Genomic DNA, 25,229 nt, shown 5'->3' with positions numbered 1-25,229 from the left:
GGGTGAGGCGGCGCGCGCGCCCGGGTGGCCGCGCGCCGCGGCGGTCGGAAGGATCCGCGCCGGCAGCGGCCGGCGCGCGTGGCGGGTGCGGGTCGGGACGCGCGGTGCCGGTAGCGGCCGGCACGTGCCGCGCATCGCGGCGCACCCGACATCGAGCGTAGGCCGGCGGACGCGGCGAAGAATCGTCGGAATGGACTAAGGCGTTTCACCGGGCGGTCGACGCGGCGTGCGTGCCGCGACCGTCATCGGCGTGAGCACGTCAAGCGTCGGGTGTCGGGCGTCGACACCGCGCAGCGCAGCCGCGACAATACGTGTCCCGTTCCGCTTTCCGCATCGAGGTGCCCGTGTCCGCCAAATCGTCCGTTGCTCCCGCGATCGTGTGGTTCCGCGACGATCTGCGCGTGACCGACCAGCCCGCGTTGACGCGCGCGGTCGAGTCGGGCCGGCCGCTCGTATGCGTATTCGTCGACGACACGGGCGACGGCGCGGGGCGCCCGCCGGGCGGCGCGGCGCGCTGGTGGCTGCATGGGTCGCTGGCCGGGCTCGACGCCGCGCTCGCGCGTCATGGCGGGCGGTTGCTGCTGTTGCGCGGCGACGCGCAGCGCGAGATCGAACGTGTCGTGCACGACACGGGCGCGGCGGCCGTGTACTGGAACCGTCGTTATGCGCAGCCGCAGCGCGACGCCGACGCGGCGCTGAAGGCGTTGCTCAAGGCGCGTGGCGTCACGGTCGAGAGCAGCAACGGCAGCTTGCTGAACGAGCCGTGGGAGGTGCTGACGGGCAGCGGTGCGCCGTACCAGGTGTTCACCGCGTACTGGCGCGCGGCGCGCCGCGATCGCACGGTCGCTGCACCGCTGCCGGAACCCGAGCGGATCGCGTTTCATCCGTGGCCGGAAGCCGTGCGCGAGCGCGCGCTGGCGCTCGACACGCTGGCATTGCGCCCGCCGGTGCCGGACTGGGCCGGTGGCCTGCGCGACGCGTGGCCGACGTCCGACGAAACCGGCGCGCACGAACGGCTCGGCGCGTTCCTGACTACTTCGCTTGCCGGTTATGCGGAGGCGCGCGACTGTCCCGACCGGCCCGCGACGAGCCGGCTGTCGCCGTTCCTGCGCTTCGGCAACGTGTCGCCGCGACAGGTGTGGCATGCGGTGCAGGGCGCCGCGCAGGCGGGCGGTGCGGCGTACTCTGCGGGCGCCGACAAGTTCCTGAGCGAACTCGGCTGGCGCGAATTCAGCTACGCGCTGCTGTATCACTTCCCGGCGCTCGCGACCGACAACTTCCGCGCGCAGTTCGACGCGATGCCGTGGCGCGACGATCCCGCCGCGCTGCGTGCGTGGCAGCGCGGGCTGACCGGCTATCCGCTCGTCGATGCGGGCTTGCGCGAGCTGTGGACGACCGGCTGGATGCACAACCGCGTGCGGATGGTCGTCGCGTCGTTTCTCATCAAGCATCTGCTGATCGACTGGCGCGCGGGCGAAGCGTGGTTCTGGGACACGCTGGTCGACGCCGATCCCGCGAACAACGCGGCGAGCTGGCAGTGGGTGGCCGGCTGCGGCGCCGACGCCGCGCCGTACTTCCGCATCTTCAATCCGGTCGCGCAGGGCCGGAAGTTCGACCCGGACGGCGCGTACGTGCGGCGCTGGGTGCCCGAGCTGGCCGGTCTCGACACCGCGTCGATCCACGCGCCGTGGGAAGCGTCGCCGCTGGAGCTCGACACGGCCGGCGTGCGGCTCGGCGTCGACTATCCGGCGCCGCTCGTCGATCACGCCGCCGCGCGCGCCCGCGCGCTCGATGCATTGGCCGCATTGCCGAAGCGTCGCTGACGGTCCGCCCGCGCGGCACCGTTCGCCGCGTCAGTTGCAGAACGCGACGTGTTCGAGCAGCGCGTACGCGACGCCCGAATCGAAGTAGGCCGCGCCGCACCACGCCACGAACGCGAGCGCGCCGGCGGCCAGCGCCGCGCGGATCATGCCCATGCTGCGTTGCCCGAGGCCGGCCGCGCGACGCGCGCGTCGTCGATCGGCAGGTGCAGGAGCGCCGCGAGCACGCCGAGCACGATCGAGCCGATCCACAGTGGCAGGTACGAATGCGTTGCGTCGTACACGAGCGCGCCGAGCCAGACGCCGAAGAAGCTGCCGAGCTGGTGCCCGAAGAACACGAAACCGAACAGCGTCGCGATGTAGCGCACGCCGAACACCTGCGAGATCACGCCGTTCGTCAGCGGCACCGTGCCGAGCCACGTGAAGCCCATCACGGCCGCGAACGCATAGACGCTCGCGGGCGACAGCGGCGCGGCGACGAACGCGGCCATCGCGAGCGCGCGCACGAGGTACAGCACCGACAGCACGTACTTGCGCCGCAGCAGCCCGCCGAGATGGCCGCATGCATAGGTGCCGGCCACGTTGGTCAGTGCGATCAGCGCGAGCGCGACGCTCGCGTGGCGCGCCGGCAGCCCGTGGTCGAGCAGGTACGCGGGCAGGTGCGTCGCGATGAACGCGAGCTGGAAGCCGCACGCGAAGAAGCCGGCGTTGAGCAGCCAGAAGCCGCGATGCGCGAACGCCTCGCGCACGGCTTCGCCGATCGACTGGTCGGGGCCGGTGGCGGCGCCGGCAGCCTGCGCGGGCCGGTCACGCAGCACCACGGCGAGCGGCGCGAGCAGCGCCGCGACGAGCGCCAGCGCGATGAACGCATGCCGCCAGCCGACACCGCCGATCAGTTCCTGCGCGACGGGCACCATGCAGAACTGGCCGAGCCCGCCGATCGCGCCGGCGACACCGAGCGCCCAGCCGCGCCGGTCGGGCGGAAACAGCCGGCTCAGCGCGCCGTAGATCGACGCGAATGCCGAGCCCGACAGCGCGATGCCGATCACGAGCCCGGCGCCGACCGTGAACATACCGGTCGATGCCGCATGCGCCATGATGACGAGCCCGGCCGCATACAGCAGCATCCCGGCGACGATCACGCGCACCGAGCCGAAGCGGTCCGCGACCATCCCCGTGAACGGCTGCGCGACGCCCCAGATCAGGTTCTGCAGCGCCAGTGCGAGCCCGAACGCTTCGCGCGACCAGCCGTGGTCGAGCGACACGGGCGCGAGGAACAGGCCCTGCACGTGGCGGATGCCGAGCGCGGCGCCCATGATCAGGCCGCCGGCCAGCACGGGCAGCCAGCGGCGTCGGACTTCCTGCTCGATCGGGGTCATGCGTGTCTCCGGATGAAGGCGCGCAGCGAAACGGCCGCGCTCGATCCGATTAGACGATCGCGCCCGTCGCCGCTCAAGCGATCATTCGGTCAGGTTGGCATGCGTGCGGGGAATGCGACGAAGTGCGGACGGGGTGGGGCGGCAGTGCCCGGCCGGGGTCACGTGCATCCGGGAATACGGCCCCGGTTTATGCCGACGTCTTGTCGTGCGCGTGCATCGCGATATCGCAATCGGCCGCTTCGGCGAGCATCCAGTCGCGCACGTCGGCCACTTCGCGGCGCGGTGCCGGATCGTGCTGAAACAACCAGTAGCCGTACGTATCCGTCAGCGCCTGTGTTTGCGGCCCGAGCACCGCGAGCCGTCCGTCCGCGAGCATCGGCGCGACGAGCGCGAGCCGCCCGAGCGCGACGCCCTGGCCCGCGATCGCGGCCTGGATCACCTGGTCGTACTGGTTGAAGCGCAGCACGCCTTTCGGGCGCGCATCGCCGAGCCCGGCCGCGTGCAGGTGCGTGAGCCACTGCAGCTGCGGTTGCGGCGGCCCGTCGAATTCGAGCAGCACGTGGTCGGCGATCGCGGCCGCGCTCGTGACCGGCCGCGCGGCGAGCGCGGGATGCGCGACCGGCACGACGATTTCGTCGAACAGGTGCAGCGCGCCGGCCGGCGCGCGCTCGCGTGGGCAATAGCGGATGCCGAGGTCGATGCCTTCCGCGCGCAAATCGAGTACCTTGTCGTTCGCGGCGACGCGCAGGTCGATCTCCGGCAGGCGCGCCTGCAGCCGCCCGAGCCGCGGCAGCAGCCACAGCGCGGTGACGCCGATGCTTGCGGTGATCGTGACGGGCTGGCGCTCGCGCGCGGCGGCGAGCGACGCGACGGTGTCCTGCAGGCTGTGCAGCGCCGCATCCGCGGCGCGGAACAGCCGCTCGCCTTCCGGCGTGAATGCGATCTTCCGGTAGCCGCGCTGCAGCAGCGTGACGCCGAGATGCGCCTCGAGCGCGTGCACCTGGCGGCTGACCGCCGACTGCGTGACGCACAGGTCCTGCGCGGCGAGCGTGATGCTCATGCGGCGGCCGACGGCGACGAAACCGCGGACGAGGTCGAGCGACGGGAGACGGACGAGCGGCGTTGACATGCGCGTGACTCATGCGAACGGAGCAGCAAGATTGGTTGAGAACGCGGCACGCGTCAAGTTCAATGGAGGCTGGCCGATGGGCGCGGGCGGTGGTTCGTGCTGGCGTGAATCGCGAAGCGTGGGTCCGGAGGGGGGCTAAAGGGCCAACTCCGGCCGACCGCGAAGCATGGGATCGCAGTAAGGGCTAAAGCGCTAACTGCGATCGACAGGAGACAGGATGACGAATTCGAACGAAGAAGGCGGGGCCATACGGCGTGAGCGCACGGCGGGCGCATTGCCACCCGAACCCGTGACACTGCGCGCAGCCGACGGCTATGCGTTGCGCGGCCATGTGTGGCGCCATCGCGGCGGCGGTGCGGTGCGGCCGGTGACGGTCATCAATTGCGCGACGTCGGTGCGCTGCGACTACTACTTCCGTTTCGCGGCCTGGCTGTTCGCGCAGGGGCGCGACGTGCTCGTGTACGACTATCGCGGCATCGGCGGGTCGCGCCCCGCGCGGCTCGCGAAGCTGCGCGCGAACTGGCTCGACTGGGGGCGGCTCGATTGCGAGGCCGCGCTGCACTATGCGCGCGATGCGTTTCCGGGCCAGCCGCTCGACGTCGTCGCGCACAGCATCGGCGGCTGCGTGCTCGGGCTCGCGGCATCGAACGTGCACGTGCGGCACGTGGTGACCGTCGGTGCGCAGTACGCGTACTGGCGCGATTACCTGCCGGCCGAGCGGCGCCGCATGTGGTGGAAGTGGCATGTCGCGATGCCGGCGCTGGCGGCCGTGTTCGGTTATGTGCCCGCGAAGCGGCTCGGCTGGATGGAGGACACGCCGCGCGGCATCGCGCTGTCGTGGGCGCGCTCGCAACCGCGTTTCGAAGACGGTTACCTGGGTGGCCTGCGCGACGAAAGCGCTGTGAGCCGCGCGGCGCTGCCTGCGCGCTTCGCGGGGTTGTCGGCGCCGATGCTCGCGATCGGCGTCGACGACGACGCGTTCGGCACCGTCGACGCGATCGAGCGGTTGGTCGGCTATTACACGGGCAGCGACGTCACGCACCTGCGGATCGCGCCCGGCGACATCGGTGTCGACGCGATCGGCCATTTCGCGTTTTTCCACAGCCGCTTCACCGACGCGCTGTGGCCCGTCGCGCTGTACTGGCTGCAACATGGCGTGCTGCCGGCCGATGCGCCGGGTGCCGTGCATGCGCTTCACCCGGCGTCGCGCGCCCGGGCGACGGGGAGCGGCGTGCCGGGCGTGGCCGCGAACGGATGACGCAGGGCGGCTTCGCAACGCGGCGCAGGCGCGGCATGTTGCGGCGCGCGGCCTTTGCATCCCATCAGTGAAGCCTCCGTGATTCGAGGCAGGCGCCGCAATGCACGCACACGCCGGTTCGCGTGCCGGCGCGATCGATTAACATCGGACGTTTCATCTCCCAGCAAAGGCTGCCGCGTGCCGATGTCCATTCCGTCCGATTCCGCTTCCCCGGTTGAAACGCCCCGCGCATGGCGCATGCAGGCGCTCGACGTGCCGGCCGCCGCGTCCCGCGCCGGCGTGCGGCTCGCACGCGTCGATTTCGACTGGCGCGTGCCGCTTGCGGCGCCCGCCTATGCGGCGCTGAGCGATGGCGAGCGCGCGCGGGCCGCGCGCTTCATGCGGCATGAGGATGCGGTGCGCAGCGCCGCGACGCGCGCCGCGCTGCGCGACGTGCTTGGGATGGCCCTCGGGATCGCGCCGAACGCGGTCGCGATCGTCGTCGACGAAGCGGGGCGGCCGTCGCTGGACCGTGCCCATCGTGCGTCGCTCGACTTCAACGTGTCGCACGCGGGCGATCATGCGCTACTCGCGTGGGCGCCCGCGGGCCGCGTCGGCGTCGATATCGAGTGCTGCAACCGCGCGGCCGACTGGCGCGCGCTGACGCGCGAAGTCTGCGCGCCCGCCGAAGCCGCGTATCTCGACGGCCTGCCGTCCGACGCGCGCGCAGCCGCATTCATGCGAGTCTGGAGCGCGAAGGAAGCGTTGCTCAAGGCGCTCGGCACGGGCATCGTCGGCGGGCTGCGCGCATTCTCGGTCGTGCCGCCGCGCGATGCGGCGACCCCGGCGACGACGATCGTCGAGCCGTCCGCGCCCGCCGCCGGCGTGGCGGCGTTCGACGCGGCGTGGCTCGACGCGGCGCCCGGCTACGCGGCGTGCGTCGCATGGACGCGCGTGTGAGCCCGTGTCAACGCCCGTCGCTCATTCGAGCGGCGCGTCGTTCGGCGCCGCATAGCGCGTCCTGATCACGTCGCTCATCGGGAAATCGAACGACAGCCCCTTCGGCGGCACCGGCTTCATGAACCACTTGTCGTACAGCGCGTTGATCTCGCCGCTCTTCATCAACTGCACAAGCACGCCGTCGACGAGCGCCTTGAACTGCGGATCGTCCTTGCGCAGCATGAACCCGTAGGCTTCCGACGATTGCGGCGTGCCGACGATCGTCCAGTCGGCCGGTTTCGCGGCGAGCTGGCGCACGCCCGCGAGCAGCACGTCGTCCATCATGTACGCGGTCGCGCGGCCCGATTCGAGCGTGAGGCGTCCTTCGCCGTAGTCCTTCGCGCTGATGATCTGCATGTTCATCTTCTTTTCCTCGTTCATCTTGCGCAGCAGGCGTTCGGACGTCGTGCCCTGGTTCGTCACGACCGTCTTGCCCGCGAGATCGGGGAAGTCGCGGATGCCCGACGTCGTGCGCGTGAGCAGGCGCGTCGTCGCGACGAAGAAGGTGGTCGAGAACGCGACCTGCGCGTGACGCGCGGCGAGGTTCGTGGTCACGCCGCATTCGAGATCGACGGTGCCGTTCTGCACGAGCGGGATGCGGTTCTGCGACGTGACCGGGATGAAGCGCACCTGCAGGTCGGGCTTGCCGGTGCGCGCCTTCACGGCGGCGATCACGCGGTCGCACAGATCCTGCGAGAAGCCGATCACCTTGCCGCTCGTGTCGACATAGGAGAACGGCACCGACGTTTCGCGATGGCCGATCGAGATCAGGTTGGTCTGCCGGATCTTCTCGAGCGTGCCGGAGAGCGGTTCCGCGGCGAGCGCGGCGCCGCACGCGAGCGCGCACGCGGCGACGAGCAGGCGGCGGCCGAGCAGGGCGGCGAATCGTGACGGGAAGTGCATGGCGGGATCTCCTTGGCGAGTGATGAACCGTATGTTGCCAAAGACAAAATAACTGCAACATATGTTAATGCGTGAACCCCACGGCCCGGTCCGGCGGGCAGGGCCGGACATCAGGGAAACTCCCAAGTCGAAATCAGTGAAAAACGGGTTGTCTAGACAAGTGCCGATGGCTACACTTCAATCCATTCCGAACTTGTCTAGACAGGATTGCTCACATGATTACGTTGACCCCCGGCCACCTGACCCTCCCGCAACTGCGCCAGATCGCACGCGAACCCGTGCAGCTGACGCTCGACCCGGCCAGCTTCGCGAAGATCGACGCGGGCGCCAAGGCTGTCGCCGACATCGCCGCGAAGGGCGAGCCGGCCTACGGCATCAATACGGGCTTCGGCCGCCTGGCCAGCACCCACATCCCGCACGACCAGCTCGAACTGCTGCAGAAGAACCTCGTGCTGTCGCACGCGGTTGGCGTCGGCGCGCCGATGGAGCGTTCGTCGGTGCGCCTGCTGATGGCGCTGAAGCTGTCGAGCCTCGGCCGCGGCCACTCGGGCATCCGCCGCGAAGTGATGGACGCGCTGATCACGCTGTTCAACGCGGACGTGCTGCCGCTGATCCCGGTGAAGGGTTCGGTCGGCGCATCGGGCGACCTCGCGCCGCTCGCGCACATGTCGGCCGTGCTGCTCGGCGTCGGCGAAGTGTTCATCCGCGGCGAACGCGCGAGCGCGCTCGACGGTCTGCGCGTCGCGGGCCTCGCGCCGCTGACGCTGCAGGCGAAGGAAGGCCTCGCGCTCTTGAACGGCACGCAGGCATCGACCGCGCTGGCGCTCGACAACATGTTCTCGATCGAAGACCTGTACCGCACCGGGCTCGTCGCCGGCGCGCTGTCGGTCGACGCGGCGGCCGGCTCGGTGAAGCCGTTCGATGCGCGTATCCACGAACTGCGCGGCCATCAAGGCCAGATCGATGCGGCAGCGGCCTACCGCGACCTGCTCGAAGGCTCGCCGATCAACCAGTCGCACCTCGACTGCGACAAGGTGCAGGACCCGTACAGCCTGCGCTGCCAGCCGCAGGTGATGGGCGCGTGCCTGGACCAGATGCGCCATGCGGCCAACGTGCTGCTGATCGAGGCGAACGCGGTGTCGGACAACCCGCTGATCTTCCCGGATACCGGCGAAGTGCTGTCGGGCGGCAACTTCCACGCGGAACCCGTCGCGTTCGCGGCCGACAACCTCGCGCTGGCCGCGGCGGAAATCGGCGCGTTGGCCGAGCGCCGCATCGCGCTGCTGATCGACGCGACGCTGTCGGGCCTGCCTCCGTTCCTCGTGCGGGACGGCGGTGTGAACTCGGGCTTCATGATCGCCCACGTGACGGCGGCTGCCCTCGCGTCGGAAAACAAGACGCTCGCGCACCCGGCGTCGGTCGATTCGCTGCCGACTTCGGCGAACCAGGAAGACCACGTGTCGATGGCGACGTTCGCCGCGCGCAAGCTCGCCGACATCGCGGACAACACGAAGCACATCCTCGCGATCGAACTGCTGGCCGCTGCGCAAGGCGTCGACCTGCGCGCGCCGTATCACACGAGCCCGAAGCTGGCGCCCGTGATGGAAACGATCCGCGGCAAGGTCGCGCACTACGAGCTCGACCACTACTTCGCACCGGACATCGCGGCGATCGCGAAGCTGGTCGGCGAGCGTGCGTTCGCGAAGGTCGCACCGTTCTCGTTCGCATCGGAACAGTAAGCCCATGAGCGCGCCGGTCTACCAGGAGATCAAGGATTTCATCCTGGGCCGCATCCACGCCGGCGAGTGGGAGGAGGGCGACCAGGTGCCGTCCGAGAACGAGCTGGCACGCGAGTTCAAGGTCGCGCGCATGACCGTCAACCGCGCGCTGCGCGAGTTGACGGCCGAGCAGGTGCTCACGCGCATGAAGGGCGCCGGCACCTACGTCGCGCGGCCGAAGTACGAGTCGACCCTGGTTGCGATCCGCAGCATCTCGGAAGAAGTCGGTGCACGCGGGCATGCGTATCACGCCAGCGTGCTCGGTCTCGAGACGATCCGCGCCGACGAGGCGCTCGCCGACGAGATGCAGGTGGCCGTGCGCGCGAAGCTGTTTCATTCGCAGGTGCTGCACTTCGAGAACGACGAGCCGGTGCAGCTCGAAGAACGATGGGTGAATCCGGCGGTTGCGCCGGATTACGCCGAGCAGGATTTCACGAACACGACGCCGAACCTGTACCTGATGCGCGCGGCTCCGCTGCAGCGCGTCGAGTACCGGATCGAAGCGGCGGCCCCGGCGCCGGAGCGGCGCGAGCAGCTGCGGATGGACGACGTCGAACCGTGTCTGGTTTTACATCGGCGCACCTGGTCGCAGGGCGTCGTCGCCTCGGTGGCGAATCTGTGGCATCCCGGCAGCCGTTATCGCTTCACCGGGCATTTCTGATTCCTATTTGATATTCATTTTCCTTCGGGAGCAGTCGTCATGAACCATCCGAAACACATCGATCCCCGTCTCGATCCGACGCGCACGATCCGCGCGCCGCGCGGCAGCGAGAAGACCTGCAAGACCTGGCTGGCCGAAGCGGCCTACCGGATGATCCAGAACAACCTCGACCCGGAAGTCGCCGAGCATCCGCATGCGCTCGTCGTGTACGGCGGCATCGGCCGCGCGGCGCGCAACTGGGAATGCTACGACCAGATCCTCGCGTCGCTGAAGGATCTCGAAGAGAACGAGACGCTGCTGATCCAGTCGGGCAAGCCGGTCGGTGTGTTCCGCACGCACAAGGATGCACCGCGCGTGCTGCTCGCGAACTCGAACCTCGTGCCGCACTGGGCGAACTGGGATCACTTCCACGAGCTCGACCGCAAGGGCCTGATGATGTACGGCCAGATGACGGCCGGCAGCTGGATCTACATTGGCAGCCAGGGCATCGTGCAGGGCACGTATGAAACGTTCTTCTCGGTCGCGAACCAGCACTTCAACGGCGATCCGTCGGGCCGCTGGATCCTGACGGGCGGCTTGGGCGGGATGGGCGGCGCGCAGCCGCTCGCCGCGACGATGGCCGGCTTCTCGATGATCGCGGTCGAATGCGACGAGACGCGCATCGACTTCCGCCTGAAGACGCGTTATGTCGACAAGAAGGCGACGACGCTGGACGAAGCGCTCGGCATGATCGAGGAAGCGAAGCGCGACGGCAAGCCGGTGTCGATCGGCCTGCTCGGCAACGCGGCCGACGTGTTCGCGGAACTCGTCACGCGCGGCATCACGCCGGATTGCGTGACCGACCAGACGAGCGCGCACGACCCGATCAACGGCTACCTGCCGCAAGGCTGGACCGTTGCGCAATGGCGCGAGGCGCAGAAGGTCGATCCGCAGAGCATCGTGAAGGTCGCGAAGCAGTCGATGGCCGTCCAGGTGCGCGCGATGCTGGCGCTGCAGGAACGCGGCGCGGCGACGCTCGACTACGGCAACAACATCCGCCAGATGGCGCTGGAAATGGGCGTCGAGAACGCGTTCGACTTCCCGGGCTTCGTGCCGGCGTACATCCGCCCGCTGTTCTGCGAAGGCAAGGGCCCGTTCCGCTGGGTCGCGCTGTCCGGCGATCCTGAAGACATCTACAAGACCGACCAGAAGGTGAAGGAGCTGATCCCCGACGATCCGCACCTGCACAACTGGCTCGACATGGCACGTGAGCGCATCGCGTTCCAGGGCCTGCCGGCACGGATCTGCTGGGTTGGCGTGAAGGATCGCTATCGCCTCGGCCAGGCGTTCAACGAGATGGTGAAGAACGGCGAACTGAAGGCCCCGATCGTGATCGGCCGCGACCACCTCGACACGGGTTCGGTCGCAAGCCCGAACCGCGAGACGGAATCGATGAAGGACGGCTCGGACGCGGTGAGCGACTGGCCGCTGCTGAACGCACTGCTGAACACGGCAGGCGGCGCATCGTGGGTGTCGCTGCACCATGGCGGCGGCGTCGGCATGGGCTTCTCGCAGCACTCGGGCGTCGTGATCGTCGCCGACGGTACCGCCGAAGCGCACGAGCGTCTCGGCCGCGTGCTGCTGAACGACCCGGCGACGGGCGTGATGCGCCATGCGGATGCCGGTTACGAACTCGCGCAGCAGACGGCCCGCGAAGCCGGCCTGAAGCTGCCGATGCTCGGCCGCTGAGCATGACGGCGCTTGACCAGGCGCCGGTGAACGCGACAATGATCCGCGCGGCGGATCTTGTCGCGTCGCCGTGGAAGAACGGTGGCGGCGTGACGCGCGAGATCGGCGCGTTCCCACCGGGCGCCGCGCTCGATGCGTTTGCATGGCGCGTGAGCGTCGCGGACGTCGGCACGGCCGGGCCGTTCTCGCGTTTCGACGGCGTCGACCGCACGCTCGTGCTGCTGTCCGGTGCGGGCATGACGCTCGCCGAGGAAGGCGGTGCGCGCCACGTGCTCGATGCGCCGCTCGCCCGCGCGGATTTCGCGGGCGAGACGGCGATCGATGCGACGTTGCACGACGGCGCGACGCGCGACTTCAACCTGATGACGCGCCGTTCGGCCGCGGGCGGATCGCTCGACGTATGGCGCGCAGGCGCGCACCGCATCGAGCGCGCCGATACCGTGCTGCTGTTTTGCGCGGCCGGTGCGGTTGGCGTCGAGCTCGACGGCACGCACTACGCTCTGGAAGAAATGGACACGCTGCGGCTCGACGGGCCGCAGCGTGCGTTTGACGTCGTCGTGAGCGGGAGCGGCGCGCTGCTGGCCGTATCGCTCGCCATCGGCGAACGAGACTGAACGCATGAAACCGACTGTCTGGCATCACCTGAGGCTGTGTCCGCACGGCCATCCCGACGAGACGATCGACGACGCGGCGATCGCCGTCGACGAAACCGGCACGATCGTCTGGTTCGGCGCGCTGTCCGCGCTGCCGCACGGTTATGCGCACTGGCAGCGCGAGGATCTGCATGGCGCGTGGGTGACGCCGGGCCTCGTCGACTGCCATACGCACCTCGTGTACGGCGGCACGCGTGCCGACGAATTCGCGCAGCGTCTCGCGGGCGTCAGCTACGAGGAAATCGCGCGGCAGGGCGGCGGGATCGTGTCGACGGTGCGCGCGACGCGCGCGGCCGACGAGACGGCACTGTTCGTGCAGGCCGCCGCGCGCCTGCAGCCGCTGCTCGCCGAAGGCGTGACCGCGATCGAGATCAAGTCGGGCTACGGGCTCGACCTCGCGAGCGAGCGCAAGATGCTGCGCGTCGCGCGCCAGCTCGGCGAACGTTTTCCGGTCACCGTTTATACAACCTTCCTCGGCGCGCACGCGCTGCCGCCCGAATATGCGGGCCGCGCGGACGCGTATATCGACGAAGTGTGCGACCGGATGCTGCCGGCGCTGGCCGACGAGGGCCTCGTCGACGCGGTCGACGTGTTCTGCGAGCGCATCGGCTTTTCGCTCGCGCAGACCGAGCGCGTGTTCGAGGCCGCGACGCGGCGCGGGCTGCCCGTGAAGCTGCATGCGGAGCAACTGTCGAACGCGGGCGGCACGGCGCTCGCCGCGCGCTATCGCGCGCTGTCCGCCGATCACCTCGAATTTCTCGACGAAGCCGGCATCGAGGCAATGAAGGCGGCCGGTACGGTCGCCGTGCTGCTGCCCGGCGCGTACTACTTCATCCGCGAAACCCAACTGCCGCCGATCGAGCTGCTGCGCAAGCACGGCGTGCCGATCGCGCTCGCGACCGATCACAACCCCGGCACGTCGCCGCTCGAATCGCTGCTGCTGACGCTGAACCTCGGCTGCACGCTGTTCCGCATGACGGTGCCCGAGGTACTGCAGGGCGTGACGCGCCATGCGGCCGCGGCGCTCGGCCGCGCGGATCGCCACGGCGCGCTCGAGGTCGGTCGCCAGGCCGACTTCGCCGTGTGGTCGGTCGGCTCGCTGGCGGAGCTTGCGTACTGGATCGGCCGGCCGCTGTGCGAGCAAGTCGTACGCGGCGGGACCACCGTGTTTCGCCGGATGAACGGATAGTTTTTGCACGGGACCGGACCCAGCGCTGAAGCGCGTTGCGGTCTGGTCGACTGCAACGGGGCATGAGCAAGCGCCGATGCGCCTGCCGCTGCCAACCGTGGAATGGGACCAGATCCAACGCTGGCGCGTCGATTCTGGTCAATAAGGAATCGCAATGACCGACACCCTGTTGTTCGCGGACCATGCCTACCTGCCCGATGGCTGGCGCCGCAATGTGCTGCTGCGCTGGGACGCGGCCGGCACGCTGACCGAAGTGACGCCCGACACCGACGCGCCGGCAGGCGTTGCGCGTGCGGCCGGGCCGGTGATGCCCGGCATGCCGAACCTGCATTCGCACGCATTCCAGCGCGCGATGGCGGGGCTCACCGAATACCGCGCGAATCCCGCCGACAGCTTCTGGAGTTGGCGCGACCTGATGTACCGCTTCGCGCTGAAGATCACGCCCGACGCGCTCGCGGCGATCGCGCGCTGGCTGTATGTCGAGATGCTCAAGTGCGGCTACACGTCGGTGTGCGAATTCCACTACGTGCATCACACGCAGGACGGCTCGCGCTATCCGCAGATCGCGGAGCTCGGCACGCGCGTGGTCGATGCCGCGCGCTCGGCCGGCATCGGCATCACGATGCTGCCCGTGTCGTACCAGTTCGCCGGCTTCGGCAACAAGCCGCCGCGCGACGACCAGCGCCGCTTCATCAACACACCCGACGGCCTGCTCGAACTGCTCGATGCGATGCGCCGCACTGCGCCCGAGCACGGCGGGCTGCGCTACGGCGTCGCGCCGCACTCGCTGCGCGCGGTGTCCGAGAACGGGCTGCGCGTGCTGCTCGAGGGCCTGCCCGGCGATGCACCCGTGCATATCCATATCGCCGAACAGACGGCCGAAGTCGACGACTGCGTTCGTGCCTACGGCGCGCGCCCCGTCCAATGGCTTCTGGATCGCTTCGACGTCGATGCGCGCTGGTGCCTCGTGCACGCGACGCACGTCGACGCGGCCGAAACGGCGGCGCTCGCGAAGCGTCGCGCGGTCGCCGGCCTGTGCCTGACGACCGAAGCGAACCTCGGCGACGGCGTGTTCCCGGCGGTCGACTATCTCGCGCAGGGCGGCGTGATCGGCGTCGGCTCGGACAGCCACGCGTCGGTCGACTGGCGCGCCGAGCTGCGCCTGCTCGAATACGGGCAACGGCTCGTGCACCGCGCGCGCAACGTGCTGGCGAGCGACACGCAGGCGCATGTCGCCGATCGCCTGTTCGACGCATCGCTCGCGGGCGGCGCGCAGGCCAGCGGGCGACGCGTCGGTGCGCTGCGCGAAGGCTGCCGCGCCGACTGGCTCGTGCTCGATCCCGACCATCCGGCGATCGCCGAACACGACAGCGCGTCCTGGCTGTCGGGTATCGTGTTCGCCGAGCATGGCGAGACGCCCGTGCTCGACGTCTACACCGGCGGCGAACGCGTCGTGAGCGGCCGCCGCCATCGCGACGAAGCCGTCGCGTATGCCGACTACCGCGCCGCACTGGCGCAACTGCTGCGCTGACGCGCGGCAACCGGCGCACGCCGCGCGCGTGCGTCGGCAGACCCTTACGGTGATGCCACATGACTGAACAACCGGCTGTATTCACGCTGAAGCAGGGCACGCTGCCGCTGCTGATCTCGATTCCGCACGCAGGCACGCACATCCCCGACGACATCGCCGCGACGATGACGGAAGACGCGCGCTTCGTCGACGATTGCGACTGGCATCTCGAGCGGCTGTACGGATTCGCGGCGGACCTCGGCGCATCGATTCTCGTCCCGTCGCATGCGCGTTACGTCGTCGACCTGAACCGCCCGCCCGACAACGAGAACCTGTATCCGGGTCAGGACACGACGGGGCTCGTGCCGGTCGATACGTTCGACAAGGCGCCGCTCTATCCGGCGAACGCGCTGCCCGGCAACGACGAGATCATGCGTCGCCGCGACCGCTACTGGCTTCCGTATCACGACGCGCTGCAGCGCGAGGTCGCGCGCCTGAAGCGCGAGCACGGCCGCGTGCTCGTGTGGGAAGCGCATTCGATCCGCTCGCACGTGCCGCGCTTCTTCGACGGTCGCCTGCCGGACTTCAACTTCGGCACGTCGAGCGGCGCGAGTGCCGCGCCCGGTCTCGCGGAGGCGCTGGCCGCGCGCGTGCTCGAGCACGGCGGTTATACGGCCGTCGCGAACGGGCGCTTCAAGGGCGGCTACATCACGCGTCACTACGGTGTGCCCGACACCGGCGTCGAAGCCGTGCAGCTCGAGCTGTCGCAGATCACCTACATGGAAGAGACGCGCCCGTACGCCTACGACGAAGCGCGTGCAGCGCGGATTGTGCCGCTGCTGCAGACACTCGTCGAAACCGCGCTCGCGCATCGCTGAGCGCGGGCCGGCCGCGTGCGGCGGCGCGGCGAAACAGCGGGCGGCAGCCCGTCTGCGCGCAGCGCGCGCCCCGACGCAATGCACAACACGGCATCGATCCCGGCGATCGATGCCGTTTTTTTTCGTCTGATCGATGTCGTCGTCGATACCTGAAAATTTGACGCAATTTTTAGGTGATATAAGCTGAATGTCAGGGAGTCGTCACGCGCGTACCGGCGGCGAGGCCACGGCCGCGCCGCACCGGAATCCGTCGCGAGATACCTTGCCGACGTGTCGCCGCGCGGCATTGCCGCATGCGCTTGATCGCGACACGTGTCCTGCATCCATCAGTCAGTCGAGTACGATCGTGAAAGCCGCCAGCCCTTCGATACGCCGGACGCGAAGTCCGTCGGCGGGCGCGCCGCCTCAGGCCGGGCCGATCCGGCATGCTGAACGCGGCACGCGTGCCGCCCCTTTGAGCGAGCCTCGTTTCTTCGCCATTTCCCATCGCGGCCTGCGCCGCTTCAATCTCGTGACCGCGCACGTGTTCAGCGCGGTGCAGTGCGACGGCAGCGCATCGTTGTTGCCCTAGCGTCCTTTTCCGCTTTCGTCCCGGTTCGCACCGCCTGTTGCCGCATCGTCCGCGCGGCAGGATCGCGCCTGCACACGCGCTGCGTGGTTGTGCAGGCGTGGGGCGCGATCGCGGACCTTCATCGTCCCGCGCGCGGACGTGCCGCGCGCCATTCCCGGAGAGACGTCCATGCGTGCGCGCCCGATCGTAGCCGTCACCGCCGACCGTATCCTGCGCGGTGCGCATCCGAATCACACGGCGGGCGAGAAGTACCTGGCCGCGCTCGTCGACGGCGCCGGCGCGCTTGCATTCGTGCTGCCCGCGCTCGGCGCGCGCCAGCCGGCCGACGCGATCGTCGCGGCGGTCGACGGGCTGCTGTTTACCGGCAGCTACTCGAACGTCGAGCCGCATCATTACGGCGGTGACGCGAGCGCGCCCGACACGCTGCACGATCCCGCGCGCGATGCGACCGCGCTGCCGCTGATCCGCGCGGCGATCGAAGCCGGCGTGCCCGTGCTCGCGATCTGCCGCGGCATGCAGGAACTGAACGTCGCTTACGGCGGTACGCTGCATCAGCGGCTGCATGCGACCCACGGTTTCGACGACCATCGCGAACGGCCGGCCGATCCGCTCGAACGGCAGTACGGCCCCGCGCACGTCGTGCAGCTCGCGCCGGGCGGCCTGCTGCAGCGGGTCGCGCGCGGCGCGCACGAAGCGACGGTCAACTCGCTGCACGACCAGGGCATCGCACGCCTCGGCGCGGGGCTCGCCGTCGAAGCCAGCGCGCCCGACGGACTGGTCGAGGCCATCAGCGTGCGCGGCGCGCGCGCGTTCGCGCTCGGCGTGCAGTGGCATCCCGAATGGCGCTTCGCGGAACAGCCGCTGTCGCGCGACATCTTCGCGGCATTTGGCGCGGCGTGCCGCGCACGCATGACGCACCGCATTCATGCGGCGGGCGGCGACATGCCGTCGCCCGCCGCATCCGACGTCGACTGAAAGAGGCCGATCATGCAACCCGAACTGAGCGAATTCCTGCGACAGCACCGCATCACCGAGGTCGAGGCGATCATTCCCGACATGGCCGGCATCGCGCGCGGCAAGATCATTCCGCGCAACAAGTTCGAATCAGGCGAATCGATGCGCCTGCCGCAGGCCGTGATGGTGCAGACCGTCACCGGCGACTATCCGGAGGACGGCACGCTGACCGGCGTGACCGATCCCGACATGGTGTGCGTGCCCGATCCCGCGACGATCTGCCTGATCCCGTGGGCCGTCGATCCGACCGCGCAGGTGATCCACGACTGCGTGCATTTCGACGGCTCACCGGTCGAGATCTCGCCGCGCTACGTGCTGCGCCACGTGCTCGACCTGTACAAGGCGCAGGGCTGGAAGCCCGTCGTCGCGCCCGAACTCGAGTTCTATCTCGTCGACATGAACAAGGACCCCGACTTGCCGCTGCGTCCGCCGGTCGGCCGCACGGGACGCGCGGAGACCGGCCGCCAGTCGTATTCGATCGAGGCCGTCAACGAGTTCGATCCGCTGTTCGAGGATATCTACGAGTACTGCGACATGCAGGGCCTCGATATCGAGACGCTGATCCATGAAGTCGGCGCCGCGCAGATGGAGATCAACTTCGTGCACGGCGACGCGCTGCCGCTGGCCGACCAGGTGTTCCTGTTCAAGCGCACGGTGCGCGAGGCCGCGCTGCGTCACAACATGTACGCGACGTTCATGGCCAAGCCGATGGAAGGCGAGCCGGGGTCCGCGATGCACATCCACCAGAGCCTCGCGGATCTGCACACGGGGCGCAACCTGTTCGCCGAACAAGACGGCGTCGTGTCGCCGCTGTTCCACAGCTATCTCGCGGGCTTGCAGAAATACACGCCGGCGCTGATGCCGATCTTCGCGCCGTACATCAACTCGTATCGCCGGCTGTCGCGCTTCATGGCCGCGCCGATCAACGTGCAGTGGGGTTACGACAACCGCACGGTCGGCTTCCGCATCCCGCAGTCGAGCCCGGTGGCGCGACGCATCGAGAACCGGATTCCCGGCGTCGACTGCAACCCGTACCTCGCGTTCGCGGCGACGCTCGCCGCCGGCTATCTCGGGATGACGCAGCAGCTCGCGCCGACCGAACCGATCGCATCGGACGGCTACGACCTGCCGTACCAGCTGCCGCGCAACCTCGAGGAGGGCATTTCGCTGATGGCCGCGTGCGAGCCGCTCGCCGGCATTCTCGGCGACAAGTTCGTGAAGGCCTACCTGGCGCTGAAGGAAACCGAATACGAAGCGTTCTTCCGCGTGATCAGCTCGTGGGAGCGCAGGCATCTGCTGCTGCACGTATGAGTGCGGCACTGTTATCCGGAGAAAACATGATCGATCGAAACGAAGCCTTCTCGCCGCGGCCGGCCGTGCACTCGACCACCGAATACCGCGCGCTCGACGCCGCGCACCACATCCACCCGTTCTCGGACATGGGCGCGCTGAACCGCGCGGGCAGCCGCGTGATCGTGAAGGCCGACGGCGTCTACCTGTGGGACTCGGACGGCAACAAGGTCATCGACGGGATGGCCGGCCTCTGGTGCGTGAACGTCGGCTACGGCCGCAAGGAACTTGCCGATGCCGCGTATCGCCAGCTGCAGGAGCTGCCGTTCTACAACACGTTCTTCAAGACGACGCACCCGCCGGTGATCGAACTGTCGACGATGCTCGCGGAAGTGACGCCCGCCGGCTTCAACCACTTCTTCTATTGCAACAGCGGCTCGGAAGGCAACGACACCGTGCTGCGCCTGGTGCACCAGTACTGGCGCGTGCAGGGCAAGCCGCAGAAGAAGTTCGTGATTTCGCGCAAGAACGGTTATCACGGCTCGACGATCGCGGGCGGCACGCTCGGCGGGATGGGCTACATGCACGAGCAGATGCCGTCGAAGGTCGAGCACATCGTGCATATCGACCAGCCGTATTTCTTCGGTGAAGCGCAGCCGGGCGAAACACCGGAAGCGTTCGGTCTCGCGCGTGCGCAGCAACTCGAAGCGAAGATTCTCGAACTCGGCGCGGAGAACGTTGCCGCATTCATCGGCGAGCCGTTCCAGGGCGCGGGCGGCGTGATCTTCCCGCCGTCGACGTACTGGCCGGAAATCCAGCGGATCTGCCGCAAGTACGACATCCTGCTCGTCGCCGACGAGGTGATCGGCGGGTTCGGCCGCACCGGCGAATGGTTCGCGCACCAGCACTTCGGTTTCGAGCCGGATCTGATCACGATGGCGAAGGGCCTCACGTCGGGTTATGTGCCGATGGGGGCGGTCGGCATTCACGAGCGTGTTGCGCGCCCGATCATCGACAACGGCGAATTCAACCACGGCCTCACGTACTCGGGTCACCCGGTCGCCGCGGCCGTTGCCGTTGCAAACCTGAAGCTGCTGCGCGACGAAGGGATCGTCGAGCGCGTGAAGCACGACATCGGGCCGTATTTCCAGCGCCGTCTGCGCGACGCGCTGGGTGGTCATCCGATCGTCGGGGAGATTGCGGGGACGGGGTTGATCGCAGGCGTTCAGCTTGCGCGCGACCGGGGCCGGCGCGAGCGGTTCGGCGCGGCCGTCGATATCGGCACGATCTGCCGCGACTTCTGCTTCAACGGCAACCTGATCATGCGTGCGACCGGCGACCGGATGTTGCTGTCGCCGCCGCTCGTGATCCGTGAGACGGAGGTCGACGAGATCGTCGACAAGGCGCGGCGCGCGTTCGATGCGACGGCGGAGCGGGTGGGGTAGTCGCGCAATGCTTTACCGGGCGCTCGTGCAATCACGATCTTGGGGTAGCACGTTGCATCGTGCTCGACCGAGGTTTAGGCGAGTTTCGCCGGACTGGACAGGCGTTCGGATCGCGGGCGACCCGCGCGGAGCATGTCCGCCGTGATCGGGCCAACTCCTGGATCGGCCTGATCAGGGGAAAGGAACGGGATGTGGCTCCGCTGCGAAACGGCGGCGGGGCGAGATTACGCGTGCGCGAATCGCTGCCGCTCGAAGTTCATGACGAGCGCTACCGAGGAGGCAATGTCCAGCGTGCCCGTTTCTACGATGAGATCGGGGGCAGTCGGTACTTCGTATGGATCCGAGATGCCGGTAAATTGCGTCGTCTGGCCCGTGATCGCCTTTTCATAGAGGCGCTTCGGATCACGCGCGGAACAAGTTGCAATATCGGTTTTCAGATAGATCTCGACGAATCGATCGGCACCGATGATTTGTCGTGCCCGCCGCCGATCGGCCTCGTAAGGCGAGATCAGCGCGACGATTACCGTAAAGCCCTGATTATTGAGCAGTTTCGCCATTTCGGCGGTGCGACGACAGTTCTCGGTACGGTCTTCGCGCGTGAAGCCGAGATCTGGCGATACGCCTGCGCGCAATTCGTCTCCGTCGAGAATGCATGTCGGAACATTGCGTGCACGCAACTGCCTGGCAATTTCGTGCGAGAGGGTTGACTTGCCGGCGCCGCTCAGACCGGTAAGCCACAGGGTGTAATCGTTCTTGTCTGATGACATGGGGACATTGGTTCTATCGCTAGCTCATCATCGCAAGTCATTATTTCCGTGCCGTAAATGCGATGACGATTTGGCTGGCTGTTATATGGTGCAACGATTCTATTCATCCGAATACCTACAAATGTTACATAAGAATTACCGAAAATTACAGTGGCAATTTTCTTTCTTTCATGTTGAAGGCTCGGCGGTGGCTTGTATGAAACGTCCGAGTTTTGTGCTGGTTCCGGTGCCGAATCGGTCGATAGTACCGACGTGACAGCTTGATTGGCGAAGGAATAGGGTATTTTGCAATTGACAGTCTATTTGTCTGATTTTTATCGCCGATAACAAGCCATTGGTATTGGAAGAATCAGATGGCGTCAATGGGTAATTGTTTGAGGGAAGACGTTCCTGCGGAAGATTTTGATTTGGAGTATTGAATGATTGTTGGGAGGCCGTGTCACTCCAGTCGGGGTTGCCGCGCAGGTGCCAACATCGTGCAGATTGGAAATAAGAGAGACCCGAAGCAGCAGCGAGCCCGCTTGGCTGAGTGTGAAGTGCCGGATTCGTGTCGGGCGATGCGCTATCGGAGGGGAGGCGAAGCAGGCCGGCGTGAAATGCGGCGCACCAAAACGAAAAGGGCCTGCGTCGTGAGACGCAGGCCCTTGAATTCTTTGGTGGGCGGTACTGGGATCGAACCAGTGACCCCTGCCGTGTGAAGGCAGTGCTCTACCGCTGAGCTAACCGCCCAAAGAAGCTGAAATTATGTCAGAGCTTTTGGGGTTCGTAAAGCCCTTTCTGCAAATTTTTTCCAGGACCGCGCAACGATCGGTCAGCCGGCCGCCGACGGCTCGACGAGATCGAGGATCGATCCATCGCGCTTGAGCGTCGCGAGCACGATGCTCGAGTTGATCGACATCACCCCCGCCGCGCGGTGCAGCCGGTTGATCACGAAGTCCGAGTAGTGATCGAGGTCGCGAGCACGAACCGTCAGCACGTAGTTCGATCCGCCGGTCACGATCTGCGCCGCGATGACTTCCGGCCACTGCTGGATCGCCTCCACGAACCTGTCATGCCACTCGGGTACGTCCGGGCGCATCGACACATGCACGAGCGCCTCGAACGCGACGCCGACCGTCTTCGGATCGATCGTGCAGCGATAACCCGAAATGGCGCCGCGCTCCTCCAGCAGCTTCACACGCCGCAGGCACGCCGACGGAGACAGCGCGACCGCGTTCGCGAGGTCCTGATTGCTGATGCGTCCGTCACCCTCGAGGTGCCGGAGGATCCTCATGTCGGTTCGATCCAGAGTCATTTCGCAGAATCCGGTGAATTCAGAGATAACAACCGCAGACTCTACTTCAATCCAGTCGATTCGTCATCGAAAAATGAAGCTCATTCTATTTCGACCTCGATAACATGCGCTTCATGCCTCGGCTGCCCGACCTGACGCGACGCCATGCCGCCGGTCGCGCCGCCGCCTTCAACGCCTACCGTCATTCCGCCATGTACGAACACATTCCCGCCTATCCGGGCGATCCGATCCTGTCGCTGTTCCAGGCGTTCCAGCAGGATGCGCATCCCCACAAGGTCAACCTGAGCATCGGTCTCTGCTACGACGAAGCGGGCCGGATTCCGGTGCTCGACAGCACGCGCATCGCGGCCGAGCGTTTGCGCGAAGCCGGTGCGCCGCACACGTATCTGCCGATGGAAGGGCTCGCCGCATATCGGCAGGGCGTGCAGCGGCTCGTGTTCGGCGCCGATTGCGCCGCGCTCGCGGAAGGGCGCATCGCGACGCTGCAGACGCTCGGCGGCTCGGGCGCGATTCGCCTCGGCGCGGAATTCGTGAAGCGCTATTTCCCCGACAGCGCGATCTGGATCAGCGACCCGACGTGGGACAACCATCGCGTGATCTTCTCGGCGGCCGGCCTCGACGTGCATACCTATCCGTACTACGACGAAGCGCGCAATGACATCCGCGTCGACGCGATGCTTGCGACGCTCGACGCGTTGCCGGCACGCAGCGTCGTGCTGCTGCAGCCGTGCTGTCACAACCCGACGGGGCTCGACCTGGGCCGCGATGCATGGCGCGAGGTGATCGACGTGCTCGTGCGGCGCGGGCTGATCCCGTTCCTCGACATGGCGTACCAGGGTTTCGGCGATGGTCTCGCCGACGACGCATGGGCCGTGCGCGCGATCGTCGATGCGGGCCTGCCCGCGATCGTCGGCAACTCGTTCTCGAAGAACTTCTCGCTGTACGGCGAGCGCGTCGGCGGATTGTCGATCGTCTGCGCGAACGCGGGCGAGGCCGCGACGGTGCTGAGCCAGTTGCAGGCGGGCGTGCGCCGCACCTATTCGAGCCCGCCGCTGTTCGGTGCGCAACTCGTGTCGACGGTGCTGAACGACGACGCGCTGCGTGCGCAGTGGGAAGACGAAGTCGGGCAAATTCGCACGCGCATCAAGCGGATGCGCAGCGAGCTGAAGGCACGGCTCGATGCGCGTCTGCCGGGCCGTGCGTTCGATGCATTCGTCGCGCAGCGCGGGATGTTCAGCTACACCGGCATCGCCGCGGCCGACGTCGATCGGCTGCGTGCGTTGCACAGCGTCTATCTGCTGCGTTCGGGCCGCATGTGCATCGCGGGCCTGAACGACGCAAACCTCGACGCCGTGGCGAACGCGCTTGCCGATGTGCTCGGCGGCGCATCGCGGCAGGCTGCCTGAGCTTCCCATTCCCGATCCGAAGGAGGACACGATGGCAGAAATGATCCCGGTCGACTTGCCGCAGCTCGCGCAACCGTTCTCGTGGGCGACCCGCGCGGGCGGGTTGATGTTTACCGGTCACGGGCCGGTCGACGCATCCGGCGCGATCGCCGGCGACACGATGGCCGAGCAGGCGCGCATCACGCTCGCGAATCTCGCGAAAGCCGTCGCGGCGGCCGGCGCGACGATGGACGATGTCGCGCAGGTGCTCGTCTACCTGTCCGACGTGAAGGCGATGCCCGAATTCGACGCCGAATACCGGCGCCATTTTCGCGAACCCTATCCGAACCGCACGTGCGTCGGCGTGCAGGGCTTCGCGCATCCGGCGATGCGTGTCGAGCTCGTCGCGTACGTCGCGCTGCCGGCAGCGCGCACCTAGCAGGAACGCCGCGTGACGCGGCGTGCAGTCACCACCATCATCAAGAACCGATAAAAGGACTGGAGGAGAACATGAAGAGTATCAATCGATTCGCACTGCCAATGATGGCGGGTGCGCTTGCCGCGAGCGGTGCAATGGCGCAGAGCAGCGTGACGCTGTACGGGATCGTCGACCAGAGCATCCGCTATACGACGCATGCCGACGCGTCGAACGACGCCAGCGTGCAGATGACCAATGGCGCGATCACGAACAGCCGCTGGGGGCTGAAGGGCAGCGAAGCGCTCGGCGGCGGGCTGAAGGCTATCTTCCAGCTGGAGAGCGGTTTCGAGCCGCAGAACGGGCAACTGGACGGCGCGCTGTTCGGCCGCTACGCGTACGTCGGCCTGGCGAGCGACTGGGGCACCGTGAAGCTCGGCCGCCAGGCGACCGAGGCGTTCAACCTGTTCGGCGATCTCGATCCGCTGACGGTCGGCAACTACACGGCCAACATGTGGCCGTACTTCCTCACGCAAGGCCGCGCGAGCAACGTCGTCAGCTACGACGGCACGTTCGGCGGGCTGAACGTCGGCGCGAGCTACGGCTTCGGCGGCGTCGCGGGCAGCCTCGGCGCGAATGCATACTGGGGCACGCACGTGTCGTATACGCAGGGCGGGCTGATGGTCGGCGCGACGTACCAGCAGGTGCGCGACCTGAACAGCCGCGCCCAGCAGGCATGGGGCGCGGGCGCGCGCTACGCGTTCGGCGCGGCGACGCTGTACGCGGGTTATCTCGGCGGCATCGACCGCTCGGGCGTGCTCGACGAGGCGCTGCTGAACGCACCCGGCCGCCAGGTGACCTACGGTTCGTTCGCGGACAACCCGCGCCGCGACGCGATCTTCTACACGGGCGCGAGCGTCAAGGTCACGCCGGCCGTGTCGGTGACGGGCGTTGCGTATTACGACGACATCCGCAACGTCAACGGGGTCGCCGGCAACGGCGGCAAGCGCTATACGGGCGTGCTCGAGGCGGAGTACGCGTTGTCGAAGGCGACGCAGGTCTACGCGACGGTCGACTACAACCGCGTAACCGGCGGCGCGTTCACCGAAATGCCCGGACGCGGCAACCAGACGGGCGTCGCAGCCGGCCTGCGCCACATGTTCTGAGCGCGCGGCGCGCGGTGG

Annotated in this window: 22 protein-coding genes and 1 tRNA gene; 16 read left to right on the top strand and 7 right to left on the bottom strand. The window is 67.7% G+C overall.

The window, feature by feature from the left end:
* Positions 1-344: 344 nt before the first annotated feature.
* Positions 345-1,823 carry a cryptochrome/photolyase family protein gene (locus VL15_RS23425; protein ID WP_048248850.1) on the top strand — a complete coding sequence of 493 codons (1,479 nt, stop codon included), beginning with the start codon at positions 345-347 and terminating at the stop codon, positions 1,821-1,823.
* Positions 1,824-1,853: 30 nt separating this feature from the next.
* Here VL15_RS23425 and VL15_RS43605 read toward each other — a convergent pair whose 3' ends face one another.
* The 3 genes from VL15_RS43605 to VL15_RS23410 all read right to left on the bottom strand — a co-directional run bounded on the left by VL15_RS43605 (position 1,854) and on the right by VL15_RS23410 (position 4,328).
* Complete coding sequence (locus VL15_RS43605; RefSeq protein ID WP_048248848.1) at positions 1,854-1,976, bottom strand: hypothetical protein; 123 nt, start codon at positions 1,974-1,976, stop codon at positions 1,854-1,856.
* A complete protein-coding gene (locus tag VL15_RS23415; protein WP_048248846.1) occupies positions 1,967-3,199 on the bottom strand; it encodes an MFS transporter in 1,233 nt (410 codons plus the stop codon). The genes VL15_RS43605 and VL15_RS23415 overlap by 10 nt, the downstream gene beginning before the upstream one ends.
* Before the next feature lie 187 nt (positions 3,200-3,386).
* Positions 3,387-4,328 carry a LysR substrate-binding domain-containing protein gene (locus VL15_RS23410; protein WP_048248845.1) on the bottom strand — a complete coding sequence of 314 codons (942 nt, stop codon included), beginning with the start codon at positions 4,326-4,328 and terminating at the stop codon, positions 3,387-3,389.
* Positions 4,329-4,545: 217 nt separating this feature from the next.
* On the opposite strand from VL15_RS23410, the gene VL15_RS23405 reads away from it, so the two are divergent.
* Together VL15_RS23405 and VL15_RS23400 are read left to right on the top strand one after the other, a co-directional pair.
* Positions 4,546-5,586: an alpha/beta fold hydrolase gene (locus VL15_RS23405; protein ID WP_048248844.1), complete on the top strand. Its 1,041-nt coding sequence runs from the start codon at positions 4,546-4,548 to the stop codon at positions 5,584-5,586.
* Between the two features lie 183 nt (positions 5,587-5,769).
* Complete coding sequence (locus VL15_RS23400) at positions 5,770-6,525, top strand: 4'-phosphopantetheinyl transferase family protein (protein WP_048248843.1); 756 nt, start codon at positions 5,770-5,772, stop codon at positions 6,523-6,525.
* Between the two features lie 21 nt (positions 6,526-6,546).
* Here VL15_RS23400 and VL15_RS23395 read toward each other — a convergent pair whose 3' ends face one another.
* A complete protein-coding gene (locus tag VL15_RS23395; protein WP_048248842.1) occupies positions 6,547-7,467 on the bottom strand; it encodes a glutamate/aspartate ABC transporter substrate-binding protein in 921 nt (306 codons plus the stop codon).
* A gap of 215 nt (positions 7,468-7,682) precedes the next feature.
* On the opposite strand from VL15_RS23395, the gene hutH reads away from it, so the two are divergent.
* From hutH to VL15_RS23340, 10 genes are all read left to right on the top strand, one after another.
* On the top strand, positions 7,683-9,206 hold the full coding sequence (gene hutH, locus VL15_RS23390) for a histidine ammonia-lyase (RefSeq protein ID WP_048248841.1): 1,524 nt from the start codon (positions 7,683-7,685) through the stop codon (positions 9,204-9,206).
* Positions 9,207-9,210: 4 nt separating this feature from the next.
* Complete coding sequence (gene hutC, locus VL15_RS23385; RefSeq protein WP_048248840.1) at positions 9,211-9,906, top strand: histidine utilization repressor; 696 nt, start codon at positions 9,211-9,213, stop codon at positions 9,904-9,906.
* Between the two features lie 39 nt (positions 9,907-9,945).
* On the top strand, positions 9,946-11,634 hold the full coding sequence (gene hutU, locus VL15_RS23380) for a urocanate hydratase (RefSeq protein ID WP_048248839.1): 1,689 nt from the start codon (positions 9,946-9,948) through the stop codon (positions 11,632-11,634).
* Positions 11,635-11,636: 2 nt separating this feature from the next.
* On the top strand, positions 11,637-12,248 hold the full coding sequence (locus VL15_RS23375) for a HutD family protein (RefSeq protein ID WP_048248838.1): 612 nt from the start codon (positions 11,637-11,639) through the stop codon (positions 12,246-12,248).
* A 4-nt stretch (positions 12,249-12,252) separates the two neighbouring features.
* Positions 12,253-13,476 carry an imidazolonepropionase gene (gene hutI, locus VL15_RS23370; RefSeq protein WP_048248837.1) on the top strand — a complete coding sequence of 408 codons (1,224 nt, stop codon included), beginning with the start codon at positions 12,253-12,255 and terminating at the stop codon, positions 13,474-13,476.
* Positions 13,477-13,630: 154 nt separating this feature from the next.
* The gene (locus VL15_RS23365) at positions 13,631-15,007 is read left to right on the top strand and encodes a formimidoylglutamate deiminase (protein ID WP_048248836.1); all 1,377 of its coding nucleotides are present in this window, start codon (positions 13,631-13,633) and stop codon (positions 15,005-15,007) included.
* Positions 15,008-15,066: 59 nt separating this feature from the next.
* The gene (gene hutG, locus VL15_RS23360) at positions 15,067-15,864 is read left to right on the top strand and encodes an N-formylglutamate deformylase (protein ID WP_048248834.1); all 798 of its coding nucleotides are present in this window, start codon (positions 15,067-15,069) and stop codon (positions 15,862-15,864) included.
* Positions 15,865-16,603: 739 nt separating this feature from the next.
* Positions 16,604-17,410 carry a gamma-glutamyl-gamma-aminobutyrate hydrolase family protein gene (locus VL15_RS23350; RefSeq protein ID WP_048248831.1) on the top strand — a complete coding sequence of 269 codons (807 nt, stop codon included), beginning with the start codon at positions 16,604-16,606 and terminating at the stop codon, positions 17,408-17,410.
* A 12-nt stretch (positions 17,411-17,422) separates the two neighbouring features.
* A complete protein-coding gene (locus VL15_RS23345) occupies positions 17,423-18,760 on the top strand; it encodes a glutamine synthetase family protein (RefSeq protein WP_048248829.1) in 1,338 nt (445 codons plus the stop codon).
* 26 nt (positions 18,761-18,786) lie between these two features.
* Entirely contained in the window at positions 18,787-20,184 is a 1,398-nt protein-coding gene (locus VL15_RS23340; protein ID WP_048248827.1) for an aspartate aminotransferase family protein, read from the top strand.
* Positions 20,185-20,408: 224 nt separating this feature from the next.
* Here the strand turns inward: VL15_RS23340 and cysC are convergent, their stop codons facing one another.
* The 3 genes from cysC to VL15_RS23325 all read right to left on the bottom strand — a co-directional run bounded on the left by cysC (position 20,409) and on the right by VL15_RS23325 (position 22,245).
* Positions 20,409-20,951 carry an adenylyl-sulfate kinase gene (gene cysC / locus VL15_RS23335; RefSeq protein WP_048248824.1) on the bottom strand — a complete coding sequence of 181 codons (543 nt, stop codon included), beginning with the start codon at positions 20,949-20,951 and terminating at the stop codon, positions 20,409-20,411.
* Positions 20,952-21,605: 654 nt separating this feature from the next.
* A tRNA-Val gene (locus tag VL15_RS23330) sits at positions 21,606-21,680 on the bottom strand.
* A gap of 82 nt (positions 21,681-21,762) precedes the next feature.
* Positions 21,763-22,245 (bottom strand): Lrp/AsnC family transcriptional regulator, encoded by a 483-nt coding sequence (locus VL15_RS23325; RefSeq protein ID WP_048248823.1) that lies wholly within the window; start codon positions 22,243-22,245, stop codon positions 21,763-21,765.
* A 191-nt stretch (positions 22,246-22,436) separates the two neighbouring features.
* On the opposite strand from VL15_RS23325, the gene VL15_RS23320 reads away from it, so the two are divergent.
* The 3 genes from VL15_RS23320 to VL15_RS23310 all read left to right on the top strand — a co-directional run bounded on the left by VL15_RS23320 (position 22,437) and on the right by VL15_RS23310 (position 25,211).
* Positions 22,437-23,651, top strand: coding sequence for an amino acid aminotransferase (locus VL15_RS23320; RefSeq protein WP_048248920.1), 1,215 nt, complete (start codon positions 22,437-22,439; stop codon positions 23,649-23,651).
* Between the two features lie 31 nt (positions 23,652-23,682).
* Positions 23,683-24,069, top strand: coding sequence for a RidA family protein (locus VL15_RS23315; protein ID WP_048248919.1), 387 nt, complete (start codon positions 23,683-23,685; stop codon positions 24,067-24,069).
* A 71-nt stretch (positions 24,070-24,140) separates the two neighbouring features.
* Positions 24,141-25,211: a porin gene (locus VL15_RS23310; RefSeq protein WP_048248821.1), complete on the top strand. Its 1,071-nt coding sequence runs from the start codon at positions 24,141-24,143 to the stop codon at positions 25,209-25,211.
* Positions 25,212-25,229 lie beyond the last annotated feature (18 nt).

It is taken from the genome of Burkholderia cepacia (assembly GCF_001039005.1).
Taxonomy (GTDB): Bacteria; Pseudomonadota; Gammaproteobacteria; order Burkholderiales; family Burkholderiaceae; genus Burkholderia; species Burkholderia theae.
This window is presented reverse-complemented; position numbering and strand designations above follow the sequence as displayed.